Raw genomic sequence first — 24,813 nt, forward strand, 5'->3', positions numbered from 1 at the left:
TTGAATTCAACGGTTTGTATATCATAGTAAAAAGAAGAGCAATTGGTATGGACGAGTACCCGGAAAATCGAATGGGGAGGAGCCGTTTTTGAATCTGCTCCATACACTGGGAGGAGTGAGGAGGGGATGTCGCGTGGATTATCATGACATGCTGGCTCGGTTAGGGGAGGGAAGTGCCCATCCTGGAGGATTTTTGGCAACGCTGAAGTTGCTGGATAGCTTATCTCTGCCTGTGGGTGGTCATATTCTTGAGATAGGGTGCGGCACTGGGAGAACTGCGTGTTACCTGGCTAAAAGTGGATATCGGGTAACGGCGATTGATCTTCATCGCAATATGCTGGATAAGGCAGTTCGGCGAGCGAGACGAGAACGGGTGGATGTTCAATTTGTTCAGGCTGATGTAACATCGTTACCTTTTCCGGAAAATCAATTTGATGTGGTATTCGTGGAGTCGGTCACGATCTTCACCCCATGGCGGAGTACACTTGCTGAGTATAGAAGAGTGTTGAAGCCCGGTGGACTTTTGGTGGATCGGGAGATGGTTCTATCAGGCCAGAAGACCGAATTAATGTGTCGCAGGTTAAAGCAATTTTACGGTATACGAACTCTGGTAACGGCTACAGCATGGAGAAAACGCCTTAAGCAGTGTGGTTTCACCAAGGTAGAGGTCAAAGAACATTCGCGATCCATGGGAAAATGGGGCGTTGATCATGATCCACATCGGGAGATCGATATGAATTGGTTTGAGGATGAACGTATGCAGCGAATGAGTCGAACCAATGATCGTTTGCTCGCGAAGTACGGCAAAAAGTTGGGATATGCTGTTTTTGCGGCTAGGGCACCGTTGGAGGTCAAAAAGGAAAAATAGGAAAAAGGCAACTCACACAATCGTGTGGGTTGCCTTTGGTTTGTTCTGACAGTACGTACTACAACATATCGTTGTCGATAATCCGCCAGTGGTGTTTGAGCAGGGCTTCCAGTTGGTTCTTATCTTTGGCTCGAAAAGCACTTAAAATTTGACGGTGCTCTTCATTAACTTCGAGCAGTACCTCGGATAGCTTTGGTTTATTATCACTAACATACGACTGCCGGATGAAACTGTTCTTCAATGTGTTTAACATCTCAATGACTGTGGCGTTACCACATCGCTGAATGTACAGATTATGAAACTGATATTGGTTTTTGTTGTAGGCAGCAAGATCAAGCTGGCTGATATCTTCGTCCATTCGGACAACCAGAGTTTCCATCTCCATAAGTTCTGATGGTCTGAGATGGTCTGCTGCAAGTGTGGCAGCAAGTGCCTCCAGCACACCGATCGCTTGGGAGAATTCCAGTTTTTTGCCTGCATCAAAAGGAGTGACAATAAATCCCCTGCGTGGGATGTATTGCAGCAGATTGTCTGAAGCCAGCTGAAAAAGCGCCTCCCGGGTAGGTGTGCGACTGATGTCCAGCTTTTTGCATATTTCGGCCTCGTTGATCTTCTGGTTGGGAAGTAACGTCCCGTCCTGAATCTTCTGGGCAATGTAATCGTATACGTGATCTTTCAAGGATCGGTATTTGGGTACCTCCATACCGAATCCTCCTTTCTATGTATAGTGAATAAATAGATGAGTGTGAGGCCGTACTGTACGCGCCGTTCAGGAGTTTCAAGTTTTTATCATCTTAACACCGAGGGGGAAGTTGGGCAAGCAAACTTCATGTTTCAGGCGATGTAAATACTGTGTTATATATAGTACATTTTATGGAATTAAAGCGTATAAATGTTTAAATAATCATTGTGATAAACCAGATTGTTTGTTAGTATAACTTACATATAAGTCCATATATTGTCTTGTGTATATTGTATACAAATCATGATGTTTCTCATTTAAAAAAGAATAGGGGTATGATGTGTGAAAAAAGTGCTGTTGCCAATGATGCTGTTGTTAGTGGTTGTGATCATGTCCGCATGTGGGCAGGAAAAAACGACAGGAACCGGATCGGAGCCAGATTCATCCTCGGGAAATAACTCGGCAGAAAAGGAAGTAATTGTACTTGGAACCAGTGCAGACTATGCACCCTATGAATTTCATAAGAAAATCGATGGTAAAGATACCATTGTAGGTTTTGACATCGAGATTGCAAAAGCAATTGCGGCTGATCTGGGAGCCGAGCTGAAGATTGAGGACATGGACTTTGATGGCCTTCTTATGGCCCTCGGTACAGATAAGGTTGATTTTGTAATATCAGGCTTAACCCCTACCGAAGAACGGAAGAAGAATGTTGATTTTACGGATATCTACTATTATGCAGAGCAGGCTGTACTTGTTAGAGAAGGGGAAGATACGGCATTAAAGTCCATGGATGATCTATCAGGCAAACAGGTTGGTGTACAAAAGAGTTCCATTCAGGAAGGGATTGCACAGGAAATAGAGGGGGCAAAGCTCACTTCTCTGGCCAAAATACCTGAACTGATTCTGGAGTTGCAGACAGGACGTGTAGACGCACTCATCCTGGAGAGGCCGGTGGCTGAACAGTATGTGAAGAACCAAGAGGGGCTTGTTGTTGCAGGTGTGGAGATCGAACAGGCTGAAGACGAGGGTGGTTCGGCCATCGCGGTGAAGAAAGGCAATCAGAAGCTGCTGGATCAGATCAACACTACATTGGAAAAGCTCAAAACGAACGGAGATATTGAACGGTTCGTCGTTGAAGCGAATGAGATGCTCGGCGAATAAACCGGACGAGTGAGGGATATGCCGTGAATTTAGATTTTTCCTTTCTATTAGAACATTGGCAGGATTATGCACGAAGTGCGTGGGTCACGCTTGAACTTTCCTTCTTCGGTGTATTGTTTGGTACGTTACTTGGTGTGATCATGGCATTAATGCGAATATCCCGAATATGGCCATTTAAATTTGTGGCTTCGGCGTATATTGAACTCATCCGAGGAACACCAATGCTGGTACAGATTCTTATTATTCATTATGGTCTGACGGTTGTAGGTGTGAACTTGCCGGCATTTATGTCGGGGGTGGTAGCTCTGACGATGAATAGCTCGGCTTATATGGCGGAGGTGTTCAGGGCCGGGATTCAGGCGATTGATAAAGGACAGACCGAGGCTTCGCGCTCCCTTGGTATGACACATGGTATGACACTTCGCTATATTATACTGCCGCAGGCTTTTCGTAACATGCTTCCAGCTATCGGCAATGAATTCATTATTATCATTAAAGATTCTTCGCTTGTCTCCATGATCGGCATAGCCGAGATTATATACACGGCCAGAACGATTCAGGGTGTTACGTTCCAGCCGCTTGCTCCGCTGCTCGTTGCCGCCGGCCTCTATTTTATAATCACATTTGCACTGGCCAACTTGCTCTCTTGGTTGGAACGTAAACTATCTACTTCTCGATAACTAGTGATAAAGGATTCGATTCGAGAAAGGCTGGGAATAGGCTACTGTGGAAATAGCGGGATGTAGTCGTAAATGGCTGTGGCATCGCATACATTGTTATTGTATTTTGTATACAATATTTTGGAAAGGTGTTGGGTGTGTATGTCAGATTCCAAAATGTTAATGGATTGGTCGGAGCGTTATGCTGCACCTAATTATCATCCACTTCCTATTGTTATTGAACAGGCGGAAGGGGTATGGGTGGAAGACCCTGAAGGCCGCCGTTATATGGATATGTTAAGTGCATACTCTGCATTGAATCATGGTCATAGACATCCTGTGATCATACAGGCACTCAAGGATCAGGCAGATCAGGTTACGCTGACATCACGGGCATTCCATAGTAGCTCAGCTTCTCTTTTTTATCAAAAACTCTCACAATTCACGGGGAAATCGAAGATTCTCGCCATGAATACAGGAGCGGAAGCGGTGGAGACTGCGGTGAAGGCGGTGCGTAGATGGGCCTATCGTTGCAAAGGTGTACCGGAGAACCAAGCCGAAATTATCGTATGCTCTGGTAACTTTCACGGAAGAACTCTGACGGTCACGTCTTTCTCTTCTTCGGCGGAGTATAAAAAAGATTTTGGACCGTTCACACCTGGATTCCGAATTATTCCCTATGGAGACATTGAAGCACTGAAGCAAGCCATTACACCGAATACAGCAGGCTTTCTTGTAGAGCCCATTCAAGGTGAGGCAGGAATTGTTATCCCGCCCGATGGATATCTGGCTGAAGCTTTTGCATTGTGCAAACAACAGCAGGTGCTAACCGTATCTGATGAGATCCAGACCGGTTTTGGAAGAACAGGTCGCCGTTTTGCCTCTGACTGGGAAGGTGCTGAACCAGATATGTGGATTATGGGCAAGGCGCTGGGAGGAGGAGTCATGCCCATCTCGGCTATCGCTGCTAATGCGGAGATACTGGATTTGTTTGAACCCGGGTCTCATGGTTCTACGTTTGGCGGGAATCCACTCGCCTGCGCCGTGGCTGTAGCAGCTCTGAAAGTCCTTGAAGATGAGAAGCTCGCCGAGCAATCGGAGCATCTGGGCAACTATTTTATGAAAAGACTTCGTGATATTCGCAGTTCGGCTATAAAGGATATTCGGGGTAGAGGTTTATTTATTGGGGTTGAGTTGTATGGATCAGCACGTCCTTATTGCGAACGTTTGATGTCTGCTGGACTGCTGTGCAAAGAAACCCATGAGACAACCATTCGGTTTGCTCCACCACTAACGATTAAAGAGTCCGAGATTGACTGGGCATTGGAGAGAATTGAGCTGGTTTTGACAACCGATGAGGGAGCTGACCTACATGAAAAATGATGATGTCCTTGATGGCACACAAGATACTTCTACTAATACAAGTCATACTTCTGTGCGGCGCAATGTTGCCATCATTAAGGTTCCTTTCGGACTCGGTGGAGCGAGAGGCGGTGCAGAGTTGGGGCCCGATGAATTAATTACAGCTGGACTGAAGCGGGAGATCGCGAGCCTGGGACTAGTGCTTTCCAAAGAAGTGCGGGTAGAGTGTCCAACTGAACCATCTGTCCCTGCTGAGCGGAATCGGGTGAAATATTTAAACGAAGTACGGCAGGTCAGCGAGAATGTGTTTAATGAAGTATCTGTTGCGGTAGAGGAGGGGGCCTTTCCGCTTGTGCTTGGAGGAGATCATAGTGTAGCGATAGGTACTTTCGCCGGATTAACTGCGCATTATTCTAATCTGGGGGTGATCTGGTTTGATGCGCACGCAGACTTGAATACGGAAGAACGAAGCTTGTCCGGTAACATGCATGGGATGAGTGTGGCTGCTTCTTTGGGTCATACTGCATATAATCTGTCTCACATTGCTGGGGCAGGCGCATTTATAGATCCATCCAATTTGGTCTATATTGGTCTGCGTGATCTGGATGAGTATGAGAAGGAACAGATTAAGGGACTGGGCATCCAAGCATTTACGATGCATGATATTGACCGGATGGGTATACAGCAAGTTATTGAGCAAGCAATAGCTATAGCTGGTGATGGAACGGATGGTATTCATGTCAGTTTTGACATGGACTGTCTGGATCCGCGTGAAGCTCCGGGGGTAGGCACACCTGTACCGGGTGGTTTGAATTACCGAGAGGCACATTACGCATTAGAGCTACTTGCTTCCACGAATCAAGTTACGTCCATGGAACTGGTTGAGGTGAACCCATTGCTTGATCACAATAGACATACGGCAAGGCTTGGTGTGGAACTGATCGCTTCTTTGCTCGGTAAGCGCATATTGTAAGCACTGAGAAGTGAATCGGAATGTGTAAGCTGCGCTCAAGGAATGACTCTCTTATTTATATAGAAGGAAAGAAAACTGAGATTTCCGAAAACTAGGGCTAGTCACAAGAAATTGTTCACTGCATTCGCAGTGGAAGTGGCTTCCCTGGTTATGTTTAATGGATAAGTATATTAGAGGCGCCGTAATGAGGATGCTGAGAGTTATTTCTATAGTACAGGAGCGTCAGATTACATATTGTGCTGATGATGTAGGTTGATTATCATTTTTAAAAAAGACTTGCAATTGAAATCTGTACATGATATATTCTAAGTCCGGCCAAGAAAGTACGGTTTACACGGTGCGGCAAGCAAATCAAATAAGCTTCGAAAGAAACTTAAAAAAAGAGCTTGCAAAGTTGGTTAGGACATGATATTATATAAGAGTTGCTGAAGAGAACGACATTCAGTAACGAAACAAGTTTGATCTTTGAAAACTGAACAACGAGTGAGTAAACATTCTGCTTGCAGAATGAACGCGAAAGTTGGAAACAAGCCTTGGCTTGGATCGACTGGAGCACAAATGAGATTTTTAATCTCGTCAGATTCAAAATGAGCTTATCGCTCTTTTCAATACTTTATTGGAGAGTTTGATCCTGGCTCAGGACGAACGCTGGCGGCATGCCTAATACATGCAAGTCGAGCGGACTTGAAGAGAAGCTTGCTTCTCTGATAGTTAGCGGCGGACGGGTGAGTAACACGTAGGCAACCTGCCCTCAAGTTTGGGACAACTACCGGAAACGGTAGCTAATACCGAATAATTGTTTTCTTCGCCTGAAGGAAACTGGAAAGACGGAGCAATCTGTCACTTGGGGATGGGCCTGCGGCGCATTAGCTAGTTGGTGGGGTAACGGCTCACCAAGGCGACGATGCGTAGCCGACCTGAGAGGGTGATCGGCCACACTGGGACTGAGACACGGCCCAGACTCCTACGGGAGGCAGCAGTAGGGAATCTTCCGCAATGGGCGAAAGCCTGACGGAGCAATGCCGCGTGAGTGATGAAGGTTTTCGGATCGTAAAGCTCTGTTGCCAGGGAAGAACGCTTGGGAGAGTAACTGCTCTCAAGGTGACGGTACCTGAGAAGAAAGCCCCGGCTAACTACGTGCCAGCAGCCGCGGTAATACGTAGGGGGCAAGCGTTGTCCGGAATTATTGGGCGTAAAGCGCGCGCAGGCGGTCATTTAAGTCTGGTGTTTAATCCCGGGGCTCAACCCCGGATCGCACTGGAAACTGGGTGACTTGAGTGCAGAAGAGGAGAGTGGAATTCCACGTGTAGCGGTGAAATGCGTAGATATGTGGAGGAACACCAGTGGCGAAGGCGACTCTCTGGGCTGTAACTGACGCTGAGGCGCGAAAGCGTGGGGAGCAAACAGGATTAGATACCCTGGTAGTCCACGCCGTAAACGATGAGTGCTAGGTGTTAGGGGTTTCGATACCCTTGGTGCCGAAGTTAACACATTAAGCACTCCGCCTGGGGAGTACGGTCGCAAGACTGAAACTCAAAGGAATTGACGGGGACCCGCACAAGCAGTGGAGTATGTGGTTTAATTCGAAGCAACGCGAAGAACCTTACCAGGTCTTGACATCCCTCTGACCGGTACAGAGATGTATCTTTCCTTCGGGACAGAGGAGACAGGTGGTGCATGGTTGTCGTCAGCTCGTGTCGTGAGATGTTGGGTTAAGTCCCGCAACGAGCGCAACCCTTATATTTAGTTGCCAGCACTTCGGGTGGGCACTCTAGATAGACTGCCGGTGACAAACCGGAGGAAGGTGGGGATGACGTCAAATCATCATGCCCCTTATGACCTGGGCTACACACGTACTACAATGGCCGGTACAACGGGCTGCGAAATCGCGAGATGGAGCCAATCCCAACAAAGCCGGTCTCAGTTCGGATTGCAGGCTGCAACTCGCCTGCATGAAGTCGGAATTGCTAGTAATCGCGGATCAGCATGCCGCGGTGAATACGTTCCCGGGTCTTGTACACACCGCCCGTCACACCACGAGAGTTTATAACACCCGAAGTCGGTGGGGTAACCGCAAGGAGCCAGCCGCCGAAGGTGGGATAGATGATTGGGGTGAAGTCGTAACAAGGTAGCCGTATCGGAAGGTGCGGCTGGATCACCTCCTTTCTATGGAGAATCGTTTCCCGAGTGGAAACATTCAAAACCGCAGCTTAGCTGCAAAACACTCACTCGTTGCTCAGTTTTGAGAGCTCAAACTCTCAAACAGCTTGCTTTTGCATGGAGCTTGTTCTTTGAAAACTAGATATCGAAACGAAACAAACGCGAATTAGAACATTCCTTTTTAGCTGAACTTGTGTTAAACAAGTTTCAATAAAAACGGTAGATTGCACGTACGATGGTATCGAATGGGAGCGACTTTTGGCTTTGCGCAAGCAAAACAAGGGAAGCGAGCAGTTGAAACCGGAGCACGAGGTTAAGCTACTAAGAGCACACGGAGGATGCCTAGGCGCTAGGAGCCGATGAAGGACGTGGCGAACAACGAAACTGCCTCGGGGAGCTGTAAGCAAGCTTTGATCCGGGGGTGTCCGAATGGGGAAACCCAGCTGGGGTAATTTCCAGTTACTCATAACTGAATACATAGGTTGTGTAGAGGCATACCAGGGGAACTGAAACATCTAAGTACCCTGAGGAAGAGAAAACAATAGTGATTCCGTCAGTAGCGGCGAGCGAACGCGGAGAAGCCCAAACCAGAGAGCTTGCTCTTTGGGGTTGTGGGACGTCTCACATGGAGTTACAAAGGAACCGGTTAAGCGAAGAGGTCTGGAAAGGCCCGCCAAAGAAGGTAAAAGCCCTGTAGTTGAAAGTTGGTTCCCTCCGAGACGGATCCCGAGTAGTGCGGGGCACGTGAAACCCCGTATGAATCCGGCAGGACCATCTGCCAAGGCTAAATACTTCCTAGCGACCGATAGTGAAGCAGTACCGTGAGGGAAAGGTGAAAAGCACCCCGGAAGGGGAGTGAAATAGAACCTGAAACCGTGTGCTTACAAAAAGTCAGAGCCCGTTTTAGGGGTGATGGCGTGCCTTTTGTAGAATGAACCGGCGAGTTACGTTCCCGTGCAAGGTTAAGGTGAAGAGCCGGAGCCGCAGCGAAAGCGAGTCTGAATAGGGCGACTTAGTACGTGGACGTAGACCCGAAACCGGGTGATCTACCCCTGTCCAGGGTGAAGGTGCGGTAACACGCACTGGAGGCCCGAACCCACGCATGTTGAAAAATGCGGGGATGAGGTGGGGGTAGCGGAGAAATTCCAATCGAACTCGGAGATAGCTGGTTCTCCCCGAAATAGCTTTAGGGCTAGCCTCGGAAAACAGAGTCGTGGAGGTAGAGCACTGATTGGGTGCGGGGCCCGCAAGGGTTACCAAGCTCAGTCAAACTCCGAATGCCATAGACTTACTTCCGGGAGTCAGACAGTGAGTGCTAAGATCCATTGTCAAAAGGGAAACAGCCCAGACCATCAGCTAAGGTCCCCAAGTGTGTGTTAAGTGGGAAAGGATGTGGAGTTGCACAGACAACCAGGATGTTGGCTTAGAAGCAGCCATCATTGAAAGAGTGCGTAATAGCTCACTGGTCGAGTGACTCTGCGCCGAAAATGTAACGGGGCTAAACACACCACCGAAGCTATGGCTTGATGCTTTGCATCAGGGGTAGGGGAGCGTTGTATAAGGGTTGAAGGTGTACCGTAAGGAGCGCTGGACATTATACAAGTGAGAATGCCGGTATGAGTAACGAAAAGATCAGTGAGAATCTGATCCGCCGAAAGCCTAAGGGTTCCTGAGGAAGGCTCGTCCGCTCAGGGTAAGTCGGGACCTAAGGCGAGGCCGAAAGGCGTAGTCGAAGGACAACAGGTCGAAATTCCTGTACCACCGTAAGCCGTTATGAGCAATGGGGGGACGCAGTAGGGTAGTGACGCGGACTGATGGATGTCCGTCTAAGCAGTGAGGCTGATGTGTAGGCAAATCCGCACATTGTAAGGCTGAGCTGTGATGGGGAGCGAAAATTATAGTAGCGAAGGTCATGATCTCACACTGCCAAGAAAAGCCTCTAGCCAGGTGATGGTGCCCGTACCGCAAACCGACACAGGTAGGCGAGAAGAGTATTCTAAGGCGCGCGGAAGAACTCTCGTTAAGGAACTCGGCAAAATGACCCCGTAACTTCGGGAGAAGGGGTGCCCCGGTAGTGTGAATAGCACGAGGGGGCCGCAGTGAAAAGGCCCAAGCGACTGTTTAGCAAAAACACAGGTCTGTGCGAAGCCGTAAGGCGAAGTATACGGGCTGACGCCTGCCCGGTGCTGGAAGGTTAAGGGGAGTGGTTAGGGAGTAATCCCGAAGCTGTGAACCGAAGCCCCAGTAAACGGCGGCCGTAACTATAACGGTCCTAAGGTAGCGAAATTCCTTGTCAGGTAAATTCTGACCCGCACGAATGGCGTAACGACTTGGGCGCTGTCTCAACGAGAGATCCGGTGAAATTTTAATACCTGTGAAGATGCAGGTTACCCGCGACAAGACGGAAAGACCCCATGGAGCTTTACTGCAGCTTGATATTGAATTTGGGTACGATCTGTACAGGATAGGTGGGAGCCTTTGAAGCATGAGCGCCAGCTTGTGTGGAGGCAACGTTGGGATACCACCCTGATCGTATCTAGGTTCTAACCTGGTACCGTAATCCGGTGCGGGGACAGTGTCAGGTGGGCAGTTTGACTGGGGCGGTCGCCTCCTAAAGAGTAACGGAGGCGCCCAAAGGTTCCCTCAGAATGGTTGGAAATCATTCGAAGAGTGCAAAGGCATAAGGGAGCTTGACTGCGAGACCTACAAGTCGAGCAGGGACGAAAGTCGGGCTTAGTGATCCGGTGGTACCGCATGGAAGGGCCATCGCTCAACGGATAAAAGCTACCCTGGGGATAACAGGCTTATCTCCCCCAAGAGTCCACATCGACGGGGAGGTTTGGCACCTCGATGTCGGCTCATCGCATCCTGGGGCTGAAGTAGGTCCCAAGGGTTGGGCTGTTCGCCCATTAAAGCGGTACGCGAGCTGGGTTCAGAACGTCGTGAGACAGTTCGGTCCCTATCTGTCGTGGGCGTAGGAAATTTGAGAGGAGCTGTCCTTAGTACGAGAGGACCGGGATGGACGTACCGCTGGTGTACCAGTTGTTCCGCCAGGAGCACCGCTGGGTAGCTATGTACGGACGGGATAAACGCTGAAAGCATCTAAGCGTGAAGCCCCCCTCAAGATGAGATTTCCCAGTATGTAAGACCCCTTGAAGACGACGAGGTAGATAGGCTGGGGGTGGAAGTGCAGCAATGCATGGAGCTGACCAGTACTAATCGGTCGAGGGCTTATCCAATAGCAAGTGATAATTCGCATGTTTCGTTTCGAATCTAGTTTTCAGAGAACGATCTCTGAAATGTAAGCTACGCGTTTGGTGGCGATGGCGGAGGGGTTCCACACGTACCCATCCCGAACACGACCGTTAAGCCCTCTAGCGCCGATGGTACTTGGACCGCAGGGTCCTGGGAGAGTAGGACGCCGCCAAGCGATTTCCCTTTGGGGTATTTTTTTTGCCCCCCTTGCCAAGGAATAAGGGATATATATTAGGGCCCTTAGCTCAGTTGGTTAGAGCGCACCTCTGATAAGGGTGAGGCCGGTGGTTCGAGTCCACCAGGGCCCATAGCAAGACCACAACAAGAAATACACAGTGTATGGGGCCATAGCTCAGCTGGGAGAGCGCCTGCCTTGCAAGCAGGAGGTCAGCGGTTCGATCCCGCTTGGCTCCACCATTCCCTGATAGCTCAGTTGGTAGAGCACTCGACTGTTAATCGAGTTGTCACAGGTTCGAGCCCTGTTCGGGGAGCCATATGGAGAGGTGTCCGAGCTGGCCGAAGGAGCACGATTGGAAATCGTGTAGGCGTCACAAGCGTCTCGAGGGTTCGAATCCCTCTCTCTCCGCCAGATAATTTTTTTAGCAAGGCCCGTTGGTCAAGGGGTTAAGACACCTCCCTTTCACGGAGGTAACAGGGGTTCGAATCCCCTACGGGTCATAATATGGAGGCTTAGCTCAGCTGGGAGAGCATCTGCCTTACAAGCAGAGGGTCGGGGGTTCGATCCCCTCAGCCTCCACCATAATACTTCTATAACGACGCGGGGTGGAGCAGCCCGGTAGCTCGTCGGGCTCATAACCCGAAGGCCGCAGGTTCAAATCCTGCCCCCGCAATTATACTTTCCTTGAGAAAGTGATCTGGAACCGTGGTGTAGTTGGCCTAACATGCCTGCCTGTCACGCAGGAGATCGCGGGTTCGAATCCCGTCGGTTCCGCCATTTTTAATTAAATATACACCGTGCCGGTGTAGCTCAACTGGTAGAGCAACTGACTTGTAATCAGTAGGTTGGGGGTTCAAGTCCTCTCGCCGGCACCATTTTTAGTATTTACATCTGAATTTGTGATAGAATGTATATTATAGATGCAGTTGTTAATACTAAGATACTCTTAGTGGATGAATGGCTTACTCTATGGCGATCGTGGCGAAGTGGTTAACGCACCGGTTTGTGGATCCGGCATTCGGGGGTTCAATTCCCCTCGATCGCCCCATGATTTTTTAATGGGGATTAGCCAAGCGGTAAGGCAACGGACTTTGACTCCGTCATGCATAGGTTCAAATCCTATATCCCCAGCCATTTCATTACGAGTCATTAGCTCAGTTGGTAGAGCACCTGACTTTTAATCAGGGTGTCGAAGGTTCGAGCCCTTCATGACTCACCATTATATTTTGCGGTCGTGGCGGAATTGGCAGACGCGCACGGTTCAGGTCCGTGTGGGCTAACCCCCCGTGGAGGTTCGAGTCCTCTCGACCGCACCATATGTTTTGCGGAAGTGGCTCAGCGGTAGAGCATCGCCTTGCCAAGGCGAGGGTCGCGGGTTCGATTCCCGTCTTCCGCTCCAATATTTGCGCCCTTAGCTCAGCTGGATAGAGCGTTTGACTACGAATCAAAAGGCCGGGAGTTCGAATCTCTCAGGGCGCGCCATTATTTTCATAAGTATCGGGATGTAGCTCAGCTTGGTAGAGCACCTGGTTTGGGACCAGGGGGTCGCATGTTCAAATCGTGTCATCCCGATTTTTTTTATTTTGCGGGTGTAGTTCAATGGTAGAACTTTAGCCTTCCAAGCTAATAGCGTGGGTTCGATTCCCATCACCCGCTTCCGAGTAACATACAGAAGAGCCTTTGCTTATAGCAAGGGCTTTTTTTGTTTTCACCTATAAGAAGAGGTGATTTTCTGAAAATCAGAGTTTAATGTGAGTAGACAACTCGAGATGAACAGATGAAGTAGATAAGCAAAAATCTCAACTGTTGATAAACGTAGAATTACTTAATTAACTGATTTTAATTCGTTCTCTACGCAAAAAAAGACAGGCTCCTCTCCTACGATGTACGCAGGAAGAGGGGCTTGTCTTTTTTATTAAAGCTTGCGATTAATATCTTTCCAGAATGGTCTGTGTTTTCAAGCCATCGGCAGGAATCAGCCAGTTGTTGTTCTCCAGCAATTGCAGCAGTTGGGTACGGAGTCCGGATACGGCTACAGCATCATCGTTTTTGAAAGAGACCTCTACGACATTCTCAATACCTGTACCTGCTGCGTCACGGATTGGCCATACTTCGAGTGTAAGTTCTTGTCCATTCCATGTACCTTCATATCGTTGGAATGTGATCGGACCATATGCACGGGATTGAGTCAGTTGCTGCTTGCCCCAGTTGGAGGAAGTCCAGTTTTTCAATTTGCCCGGAAGCTTGTCCAGTAACATGTTCAAGGCTTCTTGCTCCGAAGGAAGCTGAACACCTGTTGCCTTGGTATCGACTTTTTTGGTGTTGGAGAAGCTCAAGGTTTGTTTGCCATATCCCCAATCGATTTCAGCCTCGTAATTATCATCCGATTGATCAAATCCCTCTTGGTTAGCCAGGGTCAGCGCACCGTTGATGTCGCCATTGATTACAGGGTAGCGCTTTTTATAAGTCAATTCGTAGTTATTCTTGTCATCCTTTTTGCGAAAACGAACGTTCCATCCTTGTTGATCCAATCCGAGAGCATTGGTGTCAAAGTACTCTACGTTAATGTTTCTTGGCGTGGAACTCAGGCCGAGTGTCTGAATCACTTCACTGCGTGGTGTCCCATCTGTATTCAATACAAGTTCCGGCTTGGCCAGAAACTTTACTTCATAAGCAGGAACGGCATTGGCAGCAGCTGAAGCCTGGGGTGCTCCCAGAAATGTCATTCCACTTCCCAATGTTACGATGCTCAGCATCAATGAGGCGGTTACCTTTTTCCACTTTTTCAAAACCAATCACTCTCCTAATCTGGATTAACGTACAGATCCCACTTTATCGCCCGAGTATCTGAAAGCGATTAACGGGGAGCGCATATTGCGTTAACCCTGCATAGATTTGATGAATGGCAAACGATAGTTTATAGCGGATCAGGGCAATCAGCCATAGAAAGGGGGAAGCCTTGACTCACCTCTCGCAGCACTTCTTTGAAGCGGTTTACCTGAACTGAAGGGTGGCGGTCTTTGTTATGTACGGTGTATATATGGCGTGGTGCCTGCTCTCCGGGAATGGGAAGAACCTGAATGAGCCCGTGCTTTTCCTCCCACTGTACCGCCATCCGAGACATGAACGAGATATGCCCCCCGATTAACACGAGCTGTTTGATTGCTTCCAGAGAATCCATCTCTACGGTGCTCCGCAAACGAATGTCATGTTGCGCAAGCCATTGGTTGGTTAGTCGCCGAGTACTGGATTCGTTGCCATGTAGGGCAAATGGGATCTGAGCAATATGCTCAGGCGTCAATGGTTCCTTCTGGGCCAACCCATGCTGCGGAGAGCAGATTAATACCAAGTCATCTTCACATAACGTCTCAGCTTGCAGCGCGGGTCCGACAAACGGTTCCGAAGAGATCACCCCCAGATCAATCTGATGCCGAATTAACATTTCGCGAATAACAGGTGATGGTTTGACGGATAAGACGATACGAATACCAGGGAATTCCTGAGAAAAGGTATTGAGTATGGCGGGCAGCAGATATGTAGCCGGTACATAACTTGCCCCAATGTGCAGAGTGCCCCGATATAGACTGTCATATTCCTTTACTACCCGCCTTGCCTCTTGGGTCAAAGCATTGATTTTGACGGAATAGTGGAGCAAAGCCTGTCCGGCTTCGGTTAAAAATGTCTTTCCACTGCGTGATTCGAATAATCGCACACCCATCTCTTCCTCCAATGATTTCATATGAAATGTAACCGTAGGTTGTTTGATCCCCAGTAACTCGGCCACGCTTGTCATGTGATGATGCTTGTCGATCAGCTCAACAATTTGCAATTTGATCAGATTCAATGTCCCAGCACTCCTCTCACTTCTACTTTATAAATCGAACTAAAGATTATTTACACAGACACTACGATGACAGAACAACCTTCCAATCGCTGTTATCCCCAGATTTTTTGATTCCCTTTCTCAAGGGAAAATCCGGTGATAAAGGCGAACGCTCCGCTTTTTCAGGTTTTTTCTGTCCTCTCCGTTATCGTGCAAATGATTAGTTCACCTACTATAGATTTAATCTATGAACATCAACAGAATTCATCTAAAAAGTTAATTCCAATTTTACATACAAGACATACAACTCGCGAAAGCGGACGTTAGACTGAAAACAGTGCAAGAGATCAAGTAACAGAAGACAGGCAGGGATGCTTATGAAATTAGAGATAACGGGAATTCAAAAATCATTTAATCAAACACCCGCACTGCTGCCGACAGATCTAACGCTTGAACATGGAAAGTTCACGACCCTGCTCGGCCCATCGGGCTGTGGCAAAACAACATTGCTGCGCATGTTGGCCGGGCTGGAACAGCCGGACGCGGGGGAGATTCGGGCAGATGGTCAGTGTATCTACTCTGCGGCGAAGCGGATTGATATACCAACACACAAGCGTAATCTGGGCATGGTGTTTCAGGATTTTGCATTATGGCCGCATATGACCGTATACGAAAATGTAGCGTTTGGCCTGAAGGCCGGAAAACAGAAATCTGATCTGCGGCAAAAGGTGAACGAAGCACTTGGCATGGTTCGCCTGCAAGGCATGGAAGATCGATATCCTCATCAGTTGTCTGGTGGACAGCAGCAACGGGTTGCTTTTGCCAGAGCCGTAGCCGTCAGACCTGGTGTGATCCTGTTCGATGAGCCACTGAGTGCACTGGATGCTGTACTTCGGGAAGAGATGCGGATTGAGATGATGTCTTTGGTACGAGACATGGGACTGACTGCGCTGTACGTCACACATGATCAGATTGAAGCGATGTCGATGTCGGATGAGATTGTGGTGATGCAGAAGGGGCGGATATTGCAAAAGGGAAGCCCGGAAACGATCTACTCGGCGCCAAGTGATCCGTATGTCGCTTCGTTTATCGGAAAGTCCAACTGGCTCACGCCTAATCAATCGATGGTGCGACCAGAGCATGTCACCTGGAACAAAACAGGTCATGATGATCTGTGTTATCCGGGGACGGTACTTAGTGTCAGCTATGTAGGTGAGCGTTATGAAGTACGAGTGCAGATGGAAGGGCTGGGCGTATGGACAGCCTATATGAACCAAAGGGTGCGCGTCGGGGAGCGGGTGCAGCTCTATGTAACCCCTGAGCAGATATGCCGAATGGACGGTTATGACCACCCGAGTGTGAAGCAGAACGAAGCAATCGCAGTGGCATACTAAATTATTGAACGAGCACGCAGTTGGAAGCAGGAGTACACATTTTATAAGAAACCAAGGGAGATGGACGAATATGTTGGGTATGAAAACACGGAAAAAGAGCGCAATGCTGTTATTAACAGCGGTAATGAGTATCAGTTTGTTCGGATGTAGCACAGGGAACTCAACTACAGGTAACGCGGCACAACCTGCAGGTGAAGGAAACACAGCAGCGGCGGCGGAAACAACGAAACCGGCTGGCGGCAAGTTGGTATTGTACAGTGCTGGCCCACAGAAGCTGGCGGATAATATCGTGAGCGGATTTACAGACAAAACAGGGATCGAAGTTGAGATGTTCCAGGGAACGACAGGCAAAATTTTGGCTCGTATGGAAGCAGAGAAATCCAATCCGGTTGCAGACGTTGTGATTCTGGCTTCCTTGCCTTCTGCACAGGCTTTGAAAGCTGATGGACTGACTATGCCTTACCCCGAAGCAGCCAATGCAGACAAGCTGAACAAGGATTGGTCGGATGCAGAGGGCAACTATTTTAGCAGCAGTGCTTCTGCACTGGGTATTGTATATAACACCAAACTGGTATCTACACCACCAACAAGTTGGGCAGAGCTCGCAACGCCTGCGTGGAAAGATGCAGTGAACATTCCCGACCCTACATTATCAGGTTCAGCACTCGACTTCATCACAGGATACCTGAGTGCGAATGGTGAAAAAGGATGGGATCTGCTGAGTGCCTATAAAGCCAATGGTGTAGCGATGGCAGGCGCCAATCAGGAAGCATTGGATCCGGTCATTACGGGTGCTAAAAGCATCGTAGCGGCAGGTGTGGACTACATGGCTTATTCCTCCAAAGCAAAAGGTGAACCACTGGATATCGTATATCCTGAGGAAGGCACGGTAATCAGCCCAAGACCGGCAGCAATTCTGAAATCCAGCCCAAATGTAGAGAACGCCAAAGCGTTCATTGATTACCTGTTATCCGATGAAGCACAGAAGCTCGTTGCAGATGCCTATCTGATCCCAGGCCGCGAAGACATTGAAGCGACTAACCGTGCCAATGTGAAGGATATTCCACAACTTAAAGTGGATTGGAACTGGATGAGCGAACATGGCGAAGAGACTGCGGCTCGTTTCTCCGAGACTTTTAAATAAGACATAGTACGAAAAAGAAAATTAGGCAAAAGGAATACCTGCTGTCTGTGGAAAGTCATGTGAGGTGAACGTAGTGAAACCTGTTGGAATGGACAACAACCGAATTTTTCGGAGAGTGGGCGTGATTCTGGCCCTCTTTCTGCTGACTATAAGCATTGGCGTACCGCTCTTGCTGATCTTCTGGCAAAGTGTGTATCCGGACGGACAATGGGACTGGATGGCTCCGATTCGCACGATTACAGGTCATCATCTATCAGGTGTATTGCTGAACTCCGTCTGGCTTGGTATCTGCGTTGTAGCGGTAACCACACTGCTGGCGCTGCCGCTGGCCTGGATGATGGCGAAGACTCGGATGGGCGAGCATCGCTGGGTCGATGTAATCCTGATGATTCCGTTCATGACCCCGCCGTATATCGGCTCAATGGGCTGGATTCTGTTTATGCAAAAAGGGGGATATCTCCAGCAATGGGTGCCCTCATCTGCAGGTTGGAGTGAGCTATTCTTCAGCTTCTGGGGCATGGTGCTCATCATGAGCTTGCACCTGTTCCCGTTCCTGTATCTGCTGCTTCGGGATGCATTGATCCGCATCGGTGGCAATCTGGAAGAAGCGGGAGCTGTACACGGTGCACAAGCAGGATACCGTTTCAGACGTATTATTTTACCCCTGTTGTTGTCGTCTTACGGCATGGGGATCATGCTGGTCTTTGTCAAAACGATTGCGGAATTCGGAACACCGGCAACCTTTGGGCGAAAGATTGGCTATTATGTCATGACCTCCGAAATTCATAAGTACATCTCCAGTTGGCCGATTGACTTCGGTAAGGCGACTTCGCTGGCATCGGTACTGCTATCCGTCTGTCTGGTGATGTGGTATATGCAGTCTGCCATGAGCCGGAAGTTCACGTATCGTCTGGTGGGTGGCAAAGGGCAACGTTCGAAGCGATATTCCCTTCGTGGCGGAGCAGGATGGTTGTGTGGGGCGTATCTTGCAATTCTGTTGATCCTGTCGATAGGTATCCCATATTTCTCCATCATTGCCGCTTCGACCATGAAGTTACGGGGATCGGGGATTGCTTTTGATAATCTGACCTTGGATCATTACAAGGAGCTGTTATCTTGGGGTTCGGTGAGTATGAAGGCGATCGGGAACAGTCTGGGATTATCCCTCGCGGCTTCAACCGTTGCTGTTATTATCGGTACTGGGTTTGCACTCGCGATCGGCAAATCATCTTCATTCATGCAGCGTGTGATTGACTTGTTCAGTCTGTTGCCTAATACAGTGCCGGGCATCGTGATGGTGGTGGGACTGATTCTGTTCTGGAACTCACCCTGGATGCCAGTCACGTTGTATAACACCTACGGCATGGTTGTGCTCACGTACGTTGTTCTCTTCTTGCCTTACACTGTGCAGTATGTAAAATCGAGCTTTACCCAGATTGACGGAACGTTGTTCCAGGCTGGGCAAGTGTTTGGCGGGAAGCCGCTGTATATTCTGCGGCGCATCCTGATCCCACTGATCCTGCCCGGCATGTTGGCGGGCTGGATGATGACCTTTACGATTGCAACAAGGGAACTGGTCGGATCGTTGTTGATTCTTCCACCGTCGATGCAGACGTCGGCTACGTATATTTTTGCGCAGTTTGAACAAGGTCAGGTATCACTTGGCATGGCGATGGCCGTTGTAACTGTAGGTATGACGGTGCTGATGCTGCTTGGAATCGAACTGCTGAATTCAAAGAGAAAGTGGAATGCATCATGATCAAACTGAACGTATGGGGCGGTGCAGGGGAACATGGACGTTCTGCCTATCTCCTGAGCGGGAGCCGGTTTCGCCTTTTGCTGGATTGTGGTGTGAAAAAAGAAGGTACGGGCGAGTATCCGCTGATTGACCCGAAGATCGTCCCGCAACTGGATGTGGTCCTGTTGTCCCACGCCCATGAGGACCATTCGGTCGCCATCCCATTGCTGTATAAGATGGGCTACCAGGGTGAAGTGTGGACGACGAGAGAGACGAGGGCGCAGCTGCGTACGTATTTTGCCAACTGGCGAAGGTTTGCAGAACGTGTCGGAGAGAAACTCCCTTACGATGAAGCAGATGAGCAAGCTATTCGTTATCGTTATCTGGAAGATGAGGTCGTATCCCAAAACTGGTTCGAACCCATTCCCGAAGTAAAAGTGATGTGGGGCCGGAGTGGACATCTGGCTGGAGCGGTATGGTTTGGGGTTGAAATGGAAGGCAAGCGGATTTTCTATTCCGGGGACTACACGTCCGAATCAATGCTTTTACAGGAGGATTGTCCAGCGGAGTCGTTCTGGCAGAAAAGCATGCTTCGTGAGAATCCTGTGTCCGATGCTCCGAGCAGCGAGCGGTGGGGTACGGAGCAACTAATCGTTATAAACAGTGGGCAAAAGGCTGGAGAATTCATAACGTCACAAGATCAGACATCTGTTGCATCAGAAGCGTCGTCAAGAACACTTGTATCCATGGAGATACCCATGAAGCAGAGGAATTTCTCATCCAATGGAGCAGATGGAGCAGTCAGAGCAGGCAGAGCAAACGTAGCAGACGCTGCGCCAATATCTTCCGTCGGACTGGTGGATCTGGCAATCGTTGATGCGGCCTACGGTACGGACCAGGATACACAGGCCGACAAACTGGAACAGCTTGAACGAGCCATTCGCCAGACGATTGCTCAAGGTGGAAAGGTGCTCTTACCCATGCCTGTCGTAGGGCGTGGACAGGAGATCATACTGTGGGCACAGCAACAATTCCCGGCTATTCCAATCGTAGTGGAACAAGGGCTGGTGGACGGTATGAAGCAGCTTATGCATGTTCCGTATTGGTTGAGGGAGAAGGGAGAGCATGTCATCGGAAGTTCGTTGAAAGACGAAATCGATTGCTTTCTGACCGGACGAGGATGGGATCTACCTACAACCACCCAAGAGCGGGAACAACTGTTGGAACATCATGCTGCTTCGCTATGGTTCATTCCGGACGGCATGATGCAGTCCTCGCTTGCCCGTTGGTACTATAGTCAATTATCGGACAGGGAGGAGAATCTGATTCTGCTCACTGGGCATGTTGCTCATGATACATTTGCTGATAAGCTGCTACGGGTTCCTGAAAAGTATGGAGCATGTGAAGTGCGGAAAATACGTTATAAAGTGCATCAGGGCTGGAAGGATGTTGAACGGATGCTGCATCAGGTTCCAGCAAGACATACGGTCCTTGTACATGCTGACCGGGCAGAGACGGACCGATTAAAAGAAGGTTTGCTCAGAAATAGCCCGTCACCGGGAACAGTTATACATTCACTGTCTGCTGGTGACGAGCTATATGTGTGAATAGTGCATGAATCGAATTGATGCGTCAGATTGGAACGTCCCTGGGGACGTTCTTTTTCCATTGTTGTTTGATCAGTTAGGATTCGCGATGAATGGGGTGTTCCAGTTCGGCATGACCCATCAAACTATCAACGGCTTCACCGTCCACCAGTATATCCAGGCTCTTCACTTCATCAAACTGAAACATCGTTGTTGTTAAAGCTTCCAATGCGAGCATTTCTCCACTGGTACCGAGATTGGCTTCAGCGGGGATATGAACATCCAAAGTCACCGTACCCTCAGCATATTGGACAGAGAGCAGTTCCACCTGCTCCCAGAGGGAAACAAGATCTGAATCGGTGTTCGTTTGCAACGCTGCGAATGTTTTTTCATATTTTTCGGAATCATCCTTGTATTCAATTTTCTGTTCTGTTTTCTCCAGCTCAAGGACCTGAGAATCTGCCAAATATACATCGATGACTTGTGTATTCATTGTGCCCAGATCCACCTCCGGTTCGGATGGGTTTGGTGACTGCGCCTGTCCTCCCTGAACAGCAGGTTCATTCGAACCGGATTCGTTCACTGGCTTCTGGGCACATCCAACTCCGATAAGGATCAAGCATGTTAATATAAGTGCACAACCTAGCTTCTTATTCAAAAAATCACTTCCTTCATCTGATTTATTTGATGATTTATAGGCCCAAATACTCCTTGATTCCATCGGCTATCGCTTGAGCGGCTTTCGTCTGAACAACTTCGGACGACATCAGTTCTTCATCGAGCACATTACTTAAGAATCCCACTTCCAAAAGCACTGCAGGCATGGTCGTGTCTCGGATTACTTCCAAGTTGCCATTTTTCACACCACGATCTCTGAGACCCATGGCTTTCACCAAACGTTGATGAATGATATTGGCTAATTCCTTGCTGTTACTGCGTTGATAATAATATGTCTCCGTACCTGTCGCTTGGGGGGCAGACTTCACACTATTGCCGTGGATAGATACGAATACATCCGCATTTAATTGATTGGCGAGTTGAACACGCTCAGGGCGGGTCGGATAGGTATCACCTTCACGAGTCATCACCAATTCGATATTGGGCTCATTGAGCAACAGGGCTTGTACTTTGTGAGCCAATGCCAGGTTGTATTCTTTTTCGGGTTTGTTCGTGATGCTGATCGTCCCCGGGTCACTGCCACCGTGTCCTGGATCGATCACAACGACCTTGCGTCCTGAATCGCCTACTGGAGTGACAGGAGCAGGTGCGATGTTGTCTCCCGCAACATTCAGATCAATAATCAGTTTGTCGGCAATCACATTCTGGCTGTACTGGACATCCATCACATTATTCAATTCTACGACAATTCGAACTTGTCCTGGATCTCGTTTGAAAAGCGAATATCTCACTTCCGTCACATTGGGATAACCGCTCACATCCAACTTGCCATTGAGTCCTTGATCCAGTGGTTGGGAGATATCACCAAAGGTGGCTCCAGGCAAGTCCACAACCAGACGATCAGGGTACTTGAGGGTCGTTACTACCGGCTGAACGGTCCCATCCGTGGATAAGACGAGCTGATTGTTGGCAAATTGGATATCGGTAACCTGAGCGACAGAAGAGGAGTCCCCTTTCCCTGAACTGTTGCCAGGGTCGACAGCAGGTTCTTTGCTGGTGTTTGTTAAGTATACGATCTTGTCTTGATTGTTCCATTTTACCGTAAGCCCCATTTGTTCACTGACAAATCGAATGGGCACCACCAGCGTTTTATTCAAAATTTGCGGTGCTGTGTTCAAGGTGACCTGCTTGTCAGCAACCATGGCTTGTTTTTGGTCCACGGTTAGAGAGATGATCTGTTGATCTTGCTGGATTTTTACAGTGTGTGCTTGCTGGTTCCAATCGACTTTGAATTTCAAATTTTCGGCAACGACACGAATCGGGATCATCACGTTTTTATTGATAATCTTCACCTGTACATCATTTGGGAGGACTAATTCCTCTCCATCCATAAAGATTTTCGACGTGCTTGCAGCGGCATTTCCCTGATGAGGGAGCAAAACGAGTAAGAACAGGCTCAAAAACAGTAGTAAAATGGTTTTCTTCATTATGCACCTCGACTAGTATTAGATCTATAGCTTACTTCCAAAATATACCTACATAGTATGAACGGTAAAAATGTAAAAATGTTTCTTTTTTGATCTTAAATTATCTAATTTATTTATAGATGAGCACGTATTCTTTTGGACATTGATGGGATTTCTAGTAGATGTATGTATTCGAAGTCGGAATTGAGGATGTATCTAGAACAAAGAGACGATCCTGTTGAAGGACCGTCTCCAATTACTCTTTATGACAATAAAATTATTGCAATTGCAGTGCTTTGGCTGTTTTTGCCTCAACTTCATCCAAAAGTGAAGTCATGTCCATACCTGCGTGGTTGCCGAGCAGGATAATCGTGATATCATCGGACAGATTACGTGAAAAAGCTGTGGCAAACCCGCCGCCACTCCCGTTATGGAAGACGGTACGATTCGTGCCGTTTTCTTTAAGAATCCAGGCGTAGCCGTAGTTCTTATCGGAATAAGGCTCATACATCTGCTCAATCGTATCCTGGCTTAGAATCTGGTCTGTATAAAGCGCACGATCCCATTTCAGCATATCGTCCACCGTGGAATAGATGGTTCCTGACCCGGATTGAGACACATAGTAAGGCGCAGTTACCCATGCGTTATTTTTTTGAACAAAACCACTAATGGTATGCACTTTACGGGAAGCCTCTCCTGAATTTTTCATGCCAAGCGGTTTCAGTATCGTCTGTTGCACGTAATCGGCATAACTCATGCCAGATACCTGTTCAACGACATATGCAAGCAAAACATAACCGCTGTTGCTGTACAGATAGGCACTCCCCGGTTCAAACTTCAGCGTTTTGTGACGAATCTCTTCTACCGTCTCTTCCATAGAAGTTCCTTCACCCCGACCAAATGCGGATGGCAGACCTGAAGTCTGGGATAACAGCATATGAAGCGTGATCTGATCTCCCTTCGGTATACCAGAGATATACTTGGAGATTGGATCTTGCACATTAATCTTACCATTCTCCACGAGACTCAGAATGGACGCGGCCGTGAAGGATTTGCTTAGTGATGCGATTCGTGTCTTCTGATCCGGGCGATTCAGCGTCTGTTCATCGGCAAGTCCGTAGCCTTGCTTTAGAAGTACTTCACCATCGCGGGCGATCAGAGCCATACCTGGATAGTTGATCTCGCGCAGATATGTATCCACGCTGGCAACCTCGCTATTCAGCAAGCTGACTTGATCAGTGACCATATTTACACTCATCTGCCCCGTGGCTGTGCGTTGGACCTTGATGTCTGCCTTGATTGCATTAGCCATTGCCCGGACAGGTACCATCAACGTACCGTTAACGGTACGTGAATTCACACCTGTAGCCAGATCGACCTTATTTACTTTAATGGAATTGCTGCCAGCCTGATGGATCAGCTTGTCTCTGCCAACGGTAATGGTAGCCGTCTTGGTACGATTATCCCATTTCAACGTGCCTTTAACCGATGTGACCACATCCCGCAGTGGAACAAACGTTGAACCTTTGATTATAAGTGGTGCGTTCTTCCAGGATTGTTGCTCACCATTCACTTCAATGTGAACTGCTTGCGTTGCCTGCGCTGCGGATGCCGTAATACCAGATTGTCCCAGAATCGGTCCTGTGCACAGGATGAGCGCTAACAGAATGCGGAACATGGATGAATATACTGTGGAAATACGTTGTCTTTCATTTGACTTGCGTAAGATTTGAATCCTCTCCT

General features: G+C 48.5%; 15 protein-coding genes, 17 tRNA genes and 3 rRNA genes. 29 read left to right on the forward strand and 6 right to left on the reverse strand.

Annotated elements, in window-relative coordinates:
- The first annotated feature begins 133 nt into the window (after window positions 1-133).
- Window positions 134-868, forward strand: coding sequence for a class I SAM-dependent methyltransferase (locus MKZ13_RS01645; protein ID WP_339181314.1), 735 nt, complete (start codon window positions 134-136; stop codon window positions 866-868).
- Between the two features lie 58 nt (window positions 869-926).
- Here the strand turns inward: MKZ13_RS01645 and MKZ13_RS01650 are convergent, their stop codons facing one another.
- The gene (locus MKZ13_RS01650; protein ID WP_221825677.1) at window positions 927-1,571 is read right to left on the reverse strand and encodes a GntR family transcriptional regulator; all 645 of its coding nucleotides are present in this window, start codon (window positions 1,569-1,571) and stop codon (window positions 927-929) included.
- Between the two features lie 321 nt (window positions 1,572-1,892).
- On the opposite strand from MKZ13_RS01650, the gene MKZ13_RS01655 reads away from it, so the two are divergent.
- The 24 genes from MKZ13_RS01655 (at window position 1,893) to MKZ13_RS01770 (ending at window position 12,957) form a co-directional block, all read left to right on the forward strand.
- Window positions 1,893-2,714, forward strand: coding sequence for a transporter substrate-binding domain-containing protein (locus MKZ13_RS01655; RefSeq protein WP_339181317.1), 822 nt, complete (start codon window positions 1,893-1,895; stop codon window positions 2,712-2,714).
- 23 nt (window positions 2,715-2,737) lie between these two features.
- A complete protein-coding gene (locus MKZ13_RS01660) occupies window positions 2,738-3,394 on the forward strand; it encodes an amino acid ABC transporter permease (RefSeq protein ID WP_339181320.1) in 657 nt (218 codons plus the stop codon).
- Window positions 3,395-3,535: 141 nt separating this feature from the next.
- Window positions 3,536-4,756 carry an ornithine--oxo-acid transaminase gene (locus MKZ13_RS01665; RefSeq protein ID WP_339181322.1) on the forward strand — a complete coding sequence of 407 codons (1,221 nt, stop codon included), beginning with the start codon at window positions 3,536-3,538 and terminating at the stop codon, window positions 4,754-4,756.
- Complete coding sequence (gene rocF, locus MKZ13_RS01670) at window positions 4,746-5,708, forward strand: arginase (RefSeq protein ID WP_307540549.1); 963 nt, start codon at window positions 4,746-4,748, stop codon at window positions 5,706-5,708. The genes MKZ13_RS01665 and rocF overlap by 11 nt, the downstream gene beginning before the upstream one ends.
- Window positions 5,709-6,321: 613 nt before the next feature.
- Window positions 6,322-7,874, forward strand: a 16S ribosomal RNA gene (locus tag MKZ13_RS01675).
- A gap of 305 nt (window positions 7,875-8,179) precedes the next feature.
- Window positions 8,180-11,107: ribosomal RNA gene (locus MKZ13_RS01680) — 23S ribosomal RNA — on the forward strand.
- A 74-nt stretch (window positions 11,108-11,181) separates the two neighbouring features.
- A 5S ribosomal RNA gene (rrf, locus tag MKZ13_RS01685) occupies window positions 11,182-11,298 on the forward strand.
- The 16S, 23S and 5S rRNA genes sit together here with 17 tRNA genes alongside, the layout of an rRNA operon.
- A 59-nt stretch (window positions 11,299-11,357) precedes the next feature.
- A tRNA-Ile gene (locus MKZ13_RS01690) sits at window positions 11,358-11,431 on the forward strand.
- A 33-nt stretch (window positions 11,432-11,464) separates the two neighbouring features.
- Window positions 11,465-11,540, forward strand: a tRNA-Ala gene (locus MKZ13_RS01695).
- 1 nt (window position 11,541) lies between these two features.
- Window positions 11,542-11,617: transfer RNA gene (locus tag MKZ13_RS01700), tRNA-Asn, on the forward strand.
- A gap of 3 nt (window positions 11,618-11,620) precedes the next feature.
- Window positions 11,621-11,712: transfer RNA gene (locus MKZ13_RS01705), tRNA-Ser, on the forward strand.
- Between the two features lie 17 nt (window positions 11,713-11,729).
- Window positions 11,730-11,801, forward strand: a tRNA-Glu gene (locus tag MKZ13_RS01710).
- Between the two features lie 6 nt (window positions 11,802-11,807).
- Window positions 11,808-11,883: transfer RNA gene (locus tag MKZ13_RS01715), tRNA-Val, on the forward strand.
- Between the two features lie 17 nt (window positions 11,884-11,900).
- Window positions 11,901-11,974, forward strand: a tRNA-Met gene (locus MKZ13_RS01720).
- A gap of 26 nt (window positions 11,975-12,000) precedes the next feature.
- Window positions 12,001-12,078: transfer RNA gene (locus MKZ13_RS01725), tRNA-Asp, on the forward strand.
- Window positions 12,079-12,100: 22 nt separating this feature from the next.
- Window positions 12,101-12,176: transfer RNA gene (locus MKZ13_RS01730), tRNA-Thr, on the forward strand.
- Between the two features lie 97 nt (window positions 12,177-12,273).
- Window positions 12,274-12,349 (forward strand) — tRNA-His (locus tag MKZ13_RS01735).
- An 11-nt stretch (window positions 12,350-12,360) separates the two neighbouring features.
- Window positions 12,361-12,435: transfer RNA gene (locus tag MKZ13_RS01740), tRNA-Gln, on the forward strand.
- 9 nt (window positions 12,436-12,444) lie between these two features.
- Window positions 12,445-12,520: transfer RNA gene (locus tag MKZ13_RS01745), tRNA-Lys, on the forward strand.
- A gap of 9 nt (window positions 12,521-12,529) precedes the next feature.
- Window positions 12,530-12,617, forward strand: a tRNA-Leu gene (locus MKZ13_RS01750).
- Between the two features lie 8 nt (window positions 12,618-12,625).
- Window positions 12,626-12,700, forward strand: a tRNA-Gly gene (locus MKZ13_RS01755).
- A 6-nt stretch (window positions 12,701-12,706) separates the two neighbouring features.
- Window positions 12,707-12,783, forward strand: a tRNA-Arg gene (locus tag MKZ13_RS01760).
- 16 nt (window positions 12,784-12,799) lie between these two features.
- Window positions 12,800-12,873 (forward strand) — tRNA-Pro (locus MKZ13_RS01765).
- Window positions 12,874-12,886: 13 nt separating this feature from the next.
- Window positions 12,887-12,957: transfer RNA gene (locus MKZ13_RS01770), tRNA-Gly, on the forward strand.
- A gap of 272 nt (window positions 12,958-13,229) precedes the next feature.
- Here MKZ13_RS01770 and MKZ13_RS01775 read toward each other — a convergent pair.
- Window positions 13,230-14,090, reverse strand: coding sequence for a hypothetical protein (locus MKZ13_RS01775; protein ID WP_307540547.1), 861 nt, complete (start codon window positions 14,088-14,090; stop codon window positions 13,230-13,232).
- 128 nt (window positions 14,091-14,218) lie between these two features.
- Window positions 14,219-15,145: a LysR family transcriptional regulator gene (locus MKZ13_RS01780; protein ID WP_339181326.1), complete on the reverse strand. Its 927-nt coding sequence runs from the start codon at window positions 15,143-15,145 to the stop codon at window positions 14,219-14,221.
- Between the two features lie 356 nt (window positions 15,146-15,501).
- On the opposite strand from MKZ13_RS01780, the gene MKZ13_RS01785 reads away from it, so the two are divergent.
- The 4 genes from MKZ13_RS01785 (at window position 15,502) to MKZ13_RS01800 (ending at window position 21,007) form a co-directional block, all read left to right on the forward strand.
- Window positions 15,502-16,518: an ABC transporter ATP-binding protein gene (locus tag MKZ13_RS01785; RefSeq protein WP_221823770.1), complete on the forward strand. Its 1,017-nt coding sequence runs from the start codon at window positions 15,502-15,504 to the stop codon at window positions 16,516-16,518.
- Between the two features lie 70 nt (window positions 16,519-16,588).
- Entirely contained in the window at window positions 16,589-17,662 is a 1,074-nt protein-coding gene (locus MKZ13_RS01790) for an ABC transporter substrate-binding protein (RefSeq protein WP_036673000.1), read from the forward strand.
- 88 nt (window positions 17,663-17,750) lie between these two features.
- On the forward strand, window positions 17,751-19,421 hold the full coding sequence (locus MKZ13_RS01795; protein WP_339181329.1) for an iron ABC transporter permease: 1,671 nt from the start codon (window positions 17,751-17,753) through the stop codon (window positions 19,419-19,421).
- Window positions 19,418-21,007 carry an MBL fold metallo-hydrolase gene (locus tag MKZ13_RS01800; protein WP_339181332.1) on the forward strand — a complete coding sequence of 530 codons (1,590 nt, stop codon included), beginning with the start codon at window positions 19,418-19,420 and terminating at the stop codon, window positions 21,005-21,007. The genes MKZ13_RS01795 and MKZ13_RS01800 overlap by 4 nt, the downstream gene beginning before the upstream one ends.
- A gap of 76 nt (window positions 21,008-21,083) precedes the next feature.
- Here MKZ13_RS01800 and MKZ13_RS01805 read toward each other — a convergent pair whose 3' ends face one another.
- From MKZ13_RS01805 to MKZ13_RS01815, 3 genes are all read right to left on the reverse strand, one after another.
- The gene (locus tag MKZ13_RS01805; RefSeq protein ID WP_339181333.1) at window positions 21,084-21,644 is read right to left on the reverse strand and encodes a GerMN domain-containing protein; all 561 of its coding nucleotides are present in this window, start codon (window positions 21,642-21,644) and stop codon (window positions 21,084-21,086) included.
- A 34-nt stretch (window positions 21,645-21,678) separates the two neighbouring features.
- Window positions 21,679-23,091, reverse strand: a complete 1,413-nt coding sequence (locus MKZ13_RS01810; RefSeq protein WP_339181336.1) for an N-acetylmuramoyl-L-alanine amidase family protein — start codon at window positions 23,089-23,091, stop codon at window positions 21,679-21,681.
- Window positions 23,092-23,347: 256 nt separating this feature from the next.
- A complete protein-coding gene (locus tag MKZ13_RS01815; protein ID WP_339181339.1) occupies window positions 23,348-24,748 on the reverse strand; it encodes a serine hydrolase in 1,401 nt (466 codons plus the stop codon).
- Window positions 24,749-24,813: the final 65 nt, after the last annotated feature.

The organism is Paenibacillus sp. FSL R5-0701 (assembly GCF_037973995.1).
GTDB lineage: Bacteria > Bacillota > Bacilli > Paenibacillales > Paenibacillaceae > Paenibacillus.

Coding starts and splice junctions, on each gene's coding strand:
- MKZ13_RS01650 (WP_221825677.1), bottom strand. CDS start 1,571: ATGGAGGTACCCAAATACCGATCCTTGAAAGATCACGTATACGATTAC.
- MKZ13_RS01665 (WP_339181322.1), top strand. CDS start 3,536: ATGTCAGATTCCAAAATGTTAATGGATTGGTCGGAGCGTTATGCTGCA.
- rocF (WP_307540549.1), top strand. CDS start 4,746: ATGAAAAATGATGATGTCCTTGATGGCACACAAGATACTTCTACTAAT.
- MKZ13_RS01785 (WP_221823770.1), top strand. CDS start 15,502: ATGAAATTAGAGATAACGGGAATTCAAAAATCATTTAATCAAACACCC.
- MKZ13_RS01790 (WP_036673000.1), top strand. CDS start 16,589: ATGTTGGGTATGAAAACACGGAAAAAGAGCGCAATGCTGTTATTAACA.
- MKZ13_RS01795 (WP_339181329.1), top strand. CDS start 17,751: ATGGACAACAACCGAATTTTTCGGAGAGTGGGCGTGATTCTGGCCCTC.
- MKZ13_RS01800 (WP_339181332.1), top strand. CDS start 19,418: ATGATCAAACTGAACGTATGGGGCGGTGCAGGGGAACATGGACGTTCT.
- MKZ13_RS01810 (WP_339181336.1), bottom strand. CDS start 23,091: ATGAAGAAAACCATTTTACTACTGTTTTTGAGCCTGTTCTTACTCGTT.
- MKZ13_RS01815 (WP_339181339.1), bottom strand. CDS start 24,748: ATGTTCCGCATTCTGTTAGCGCTCATCCTGTGCACAGGACCGATTCTG.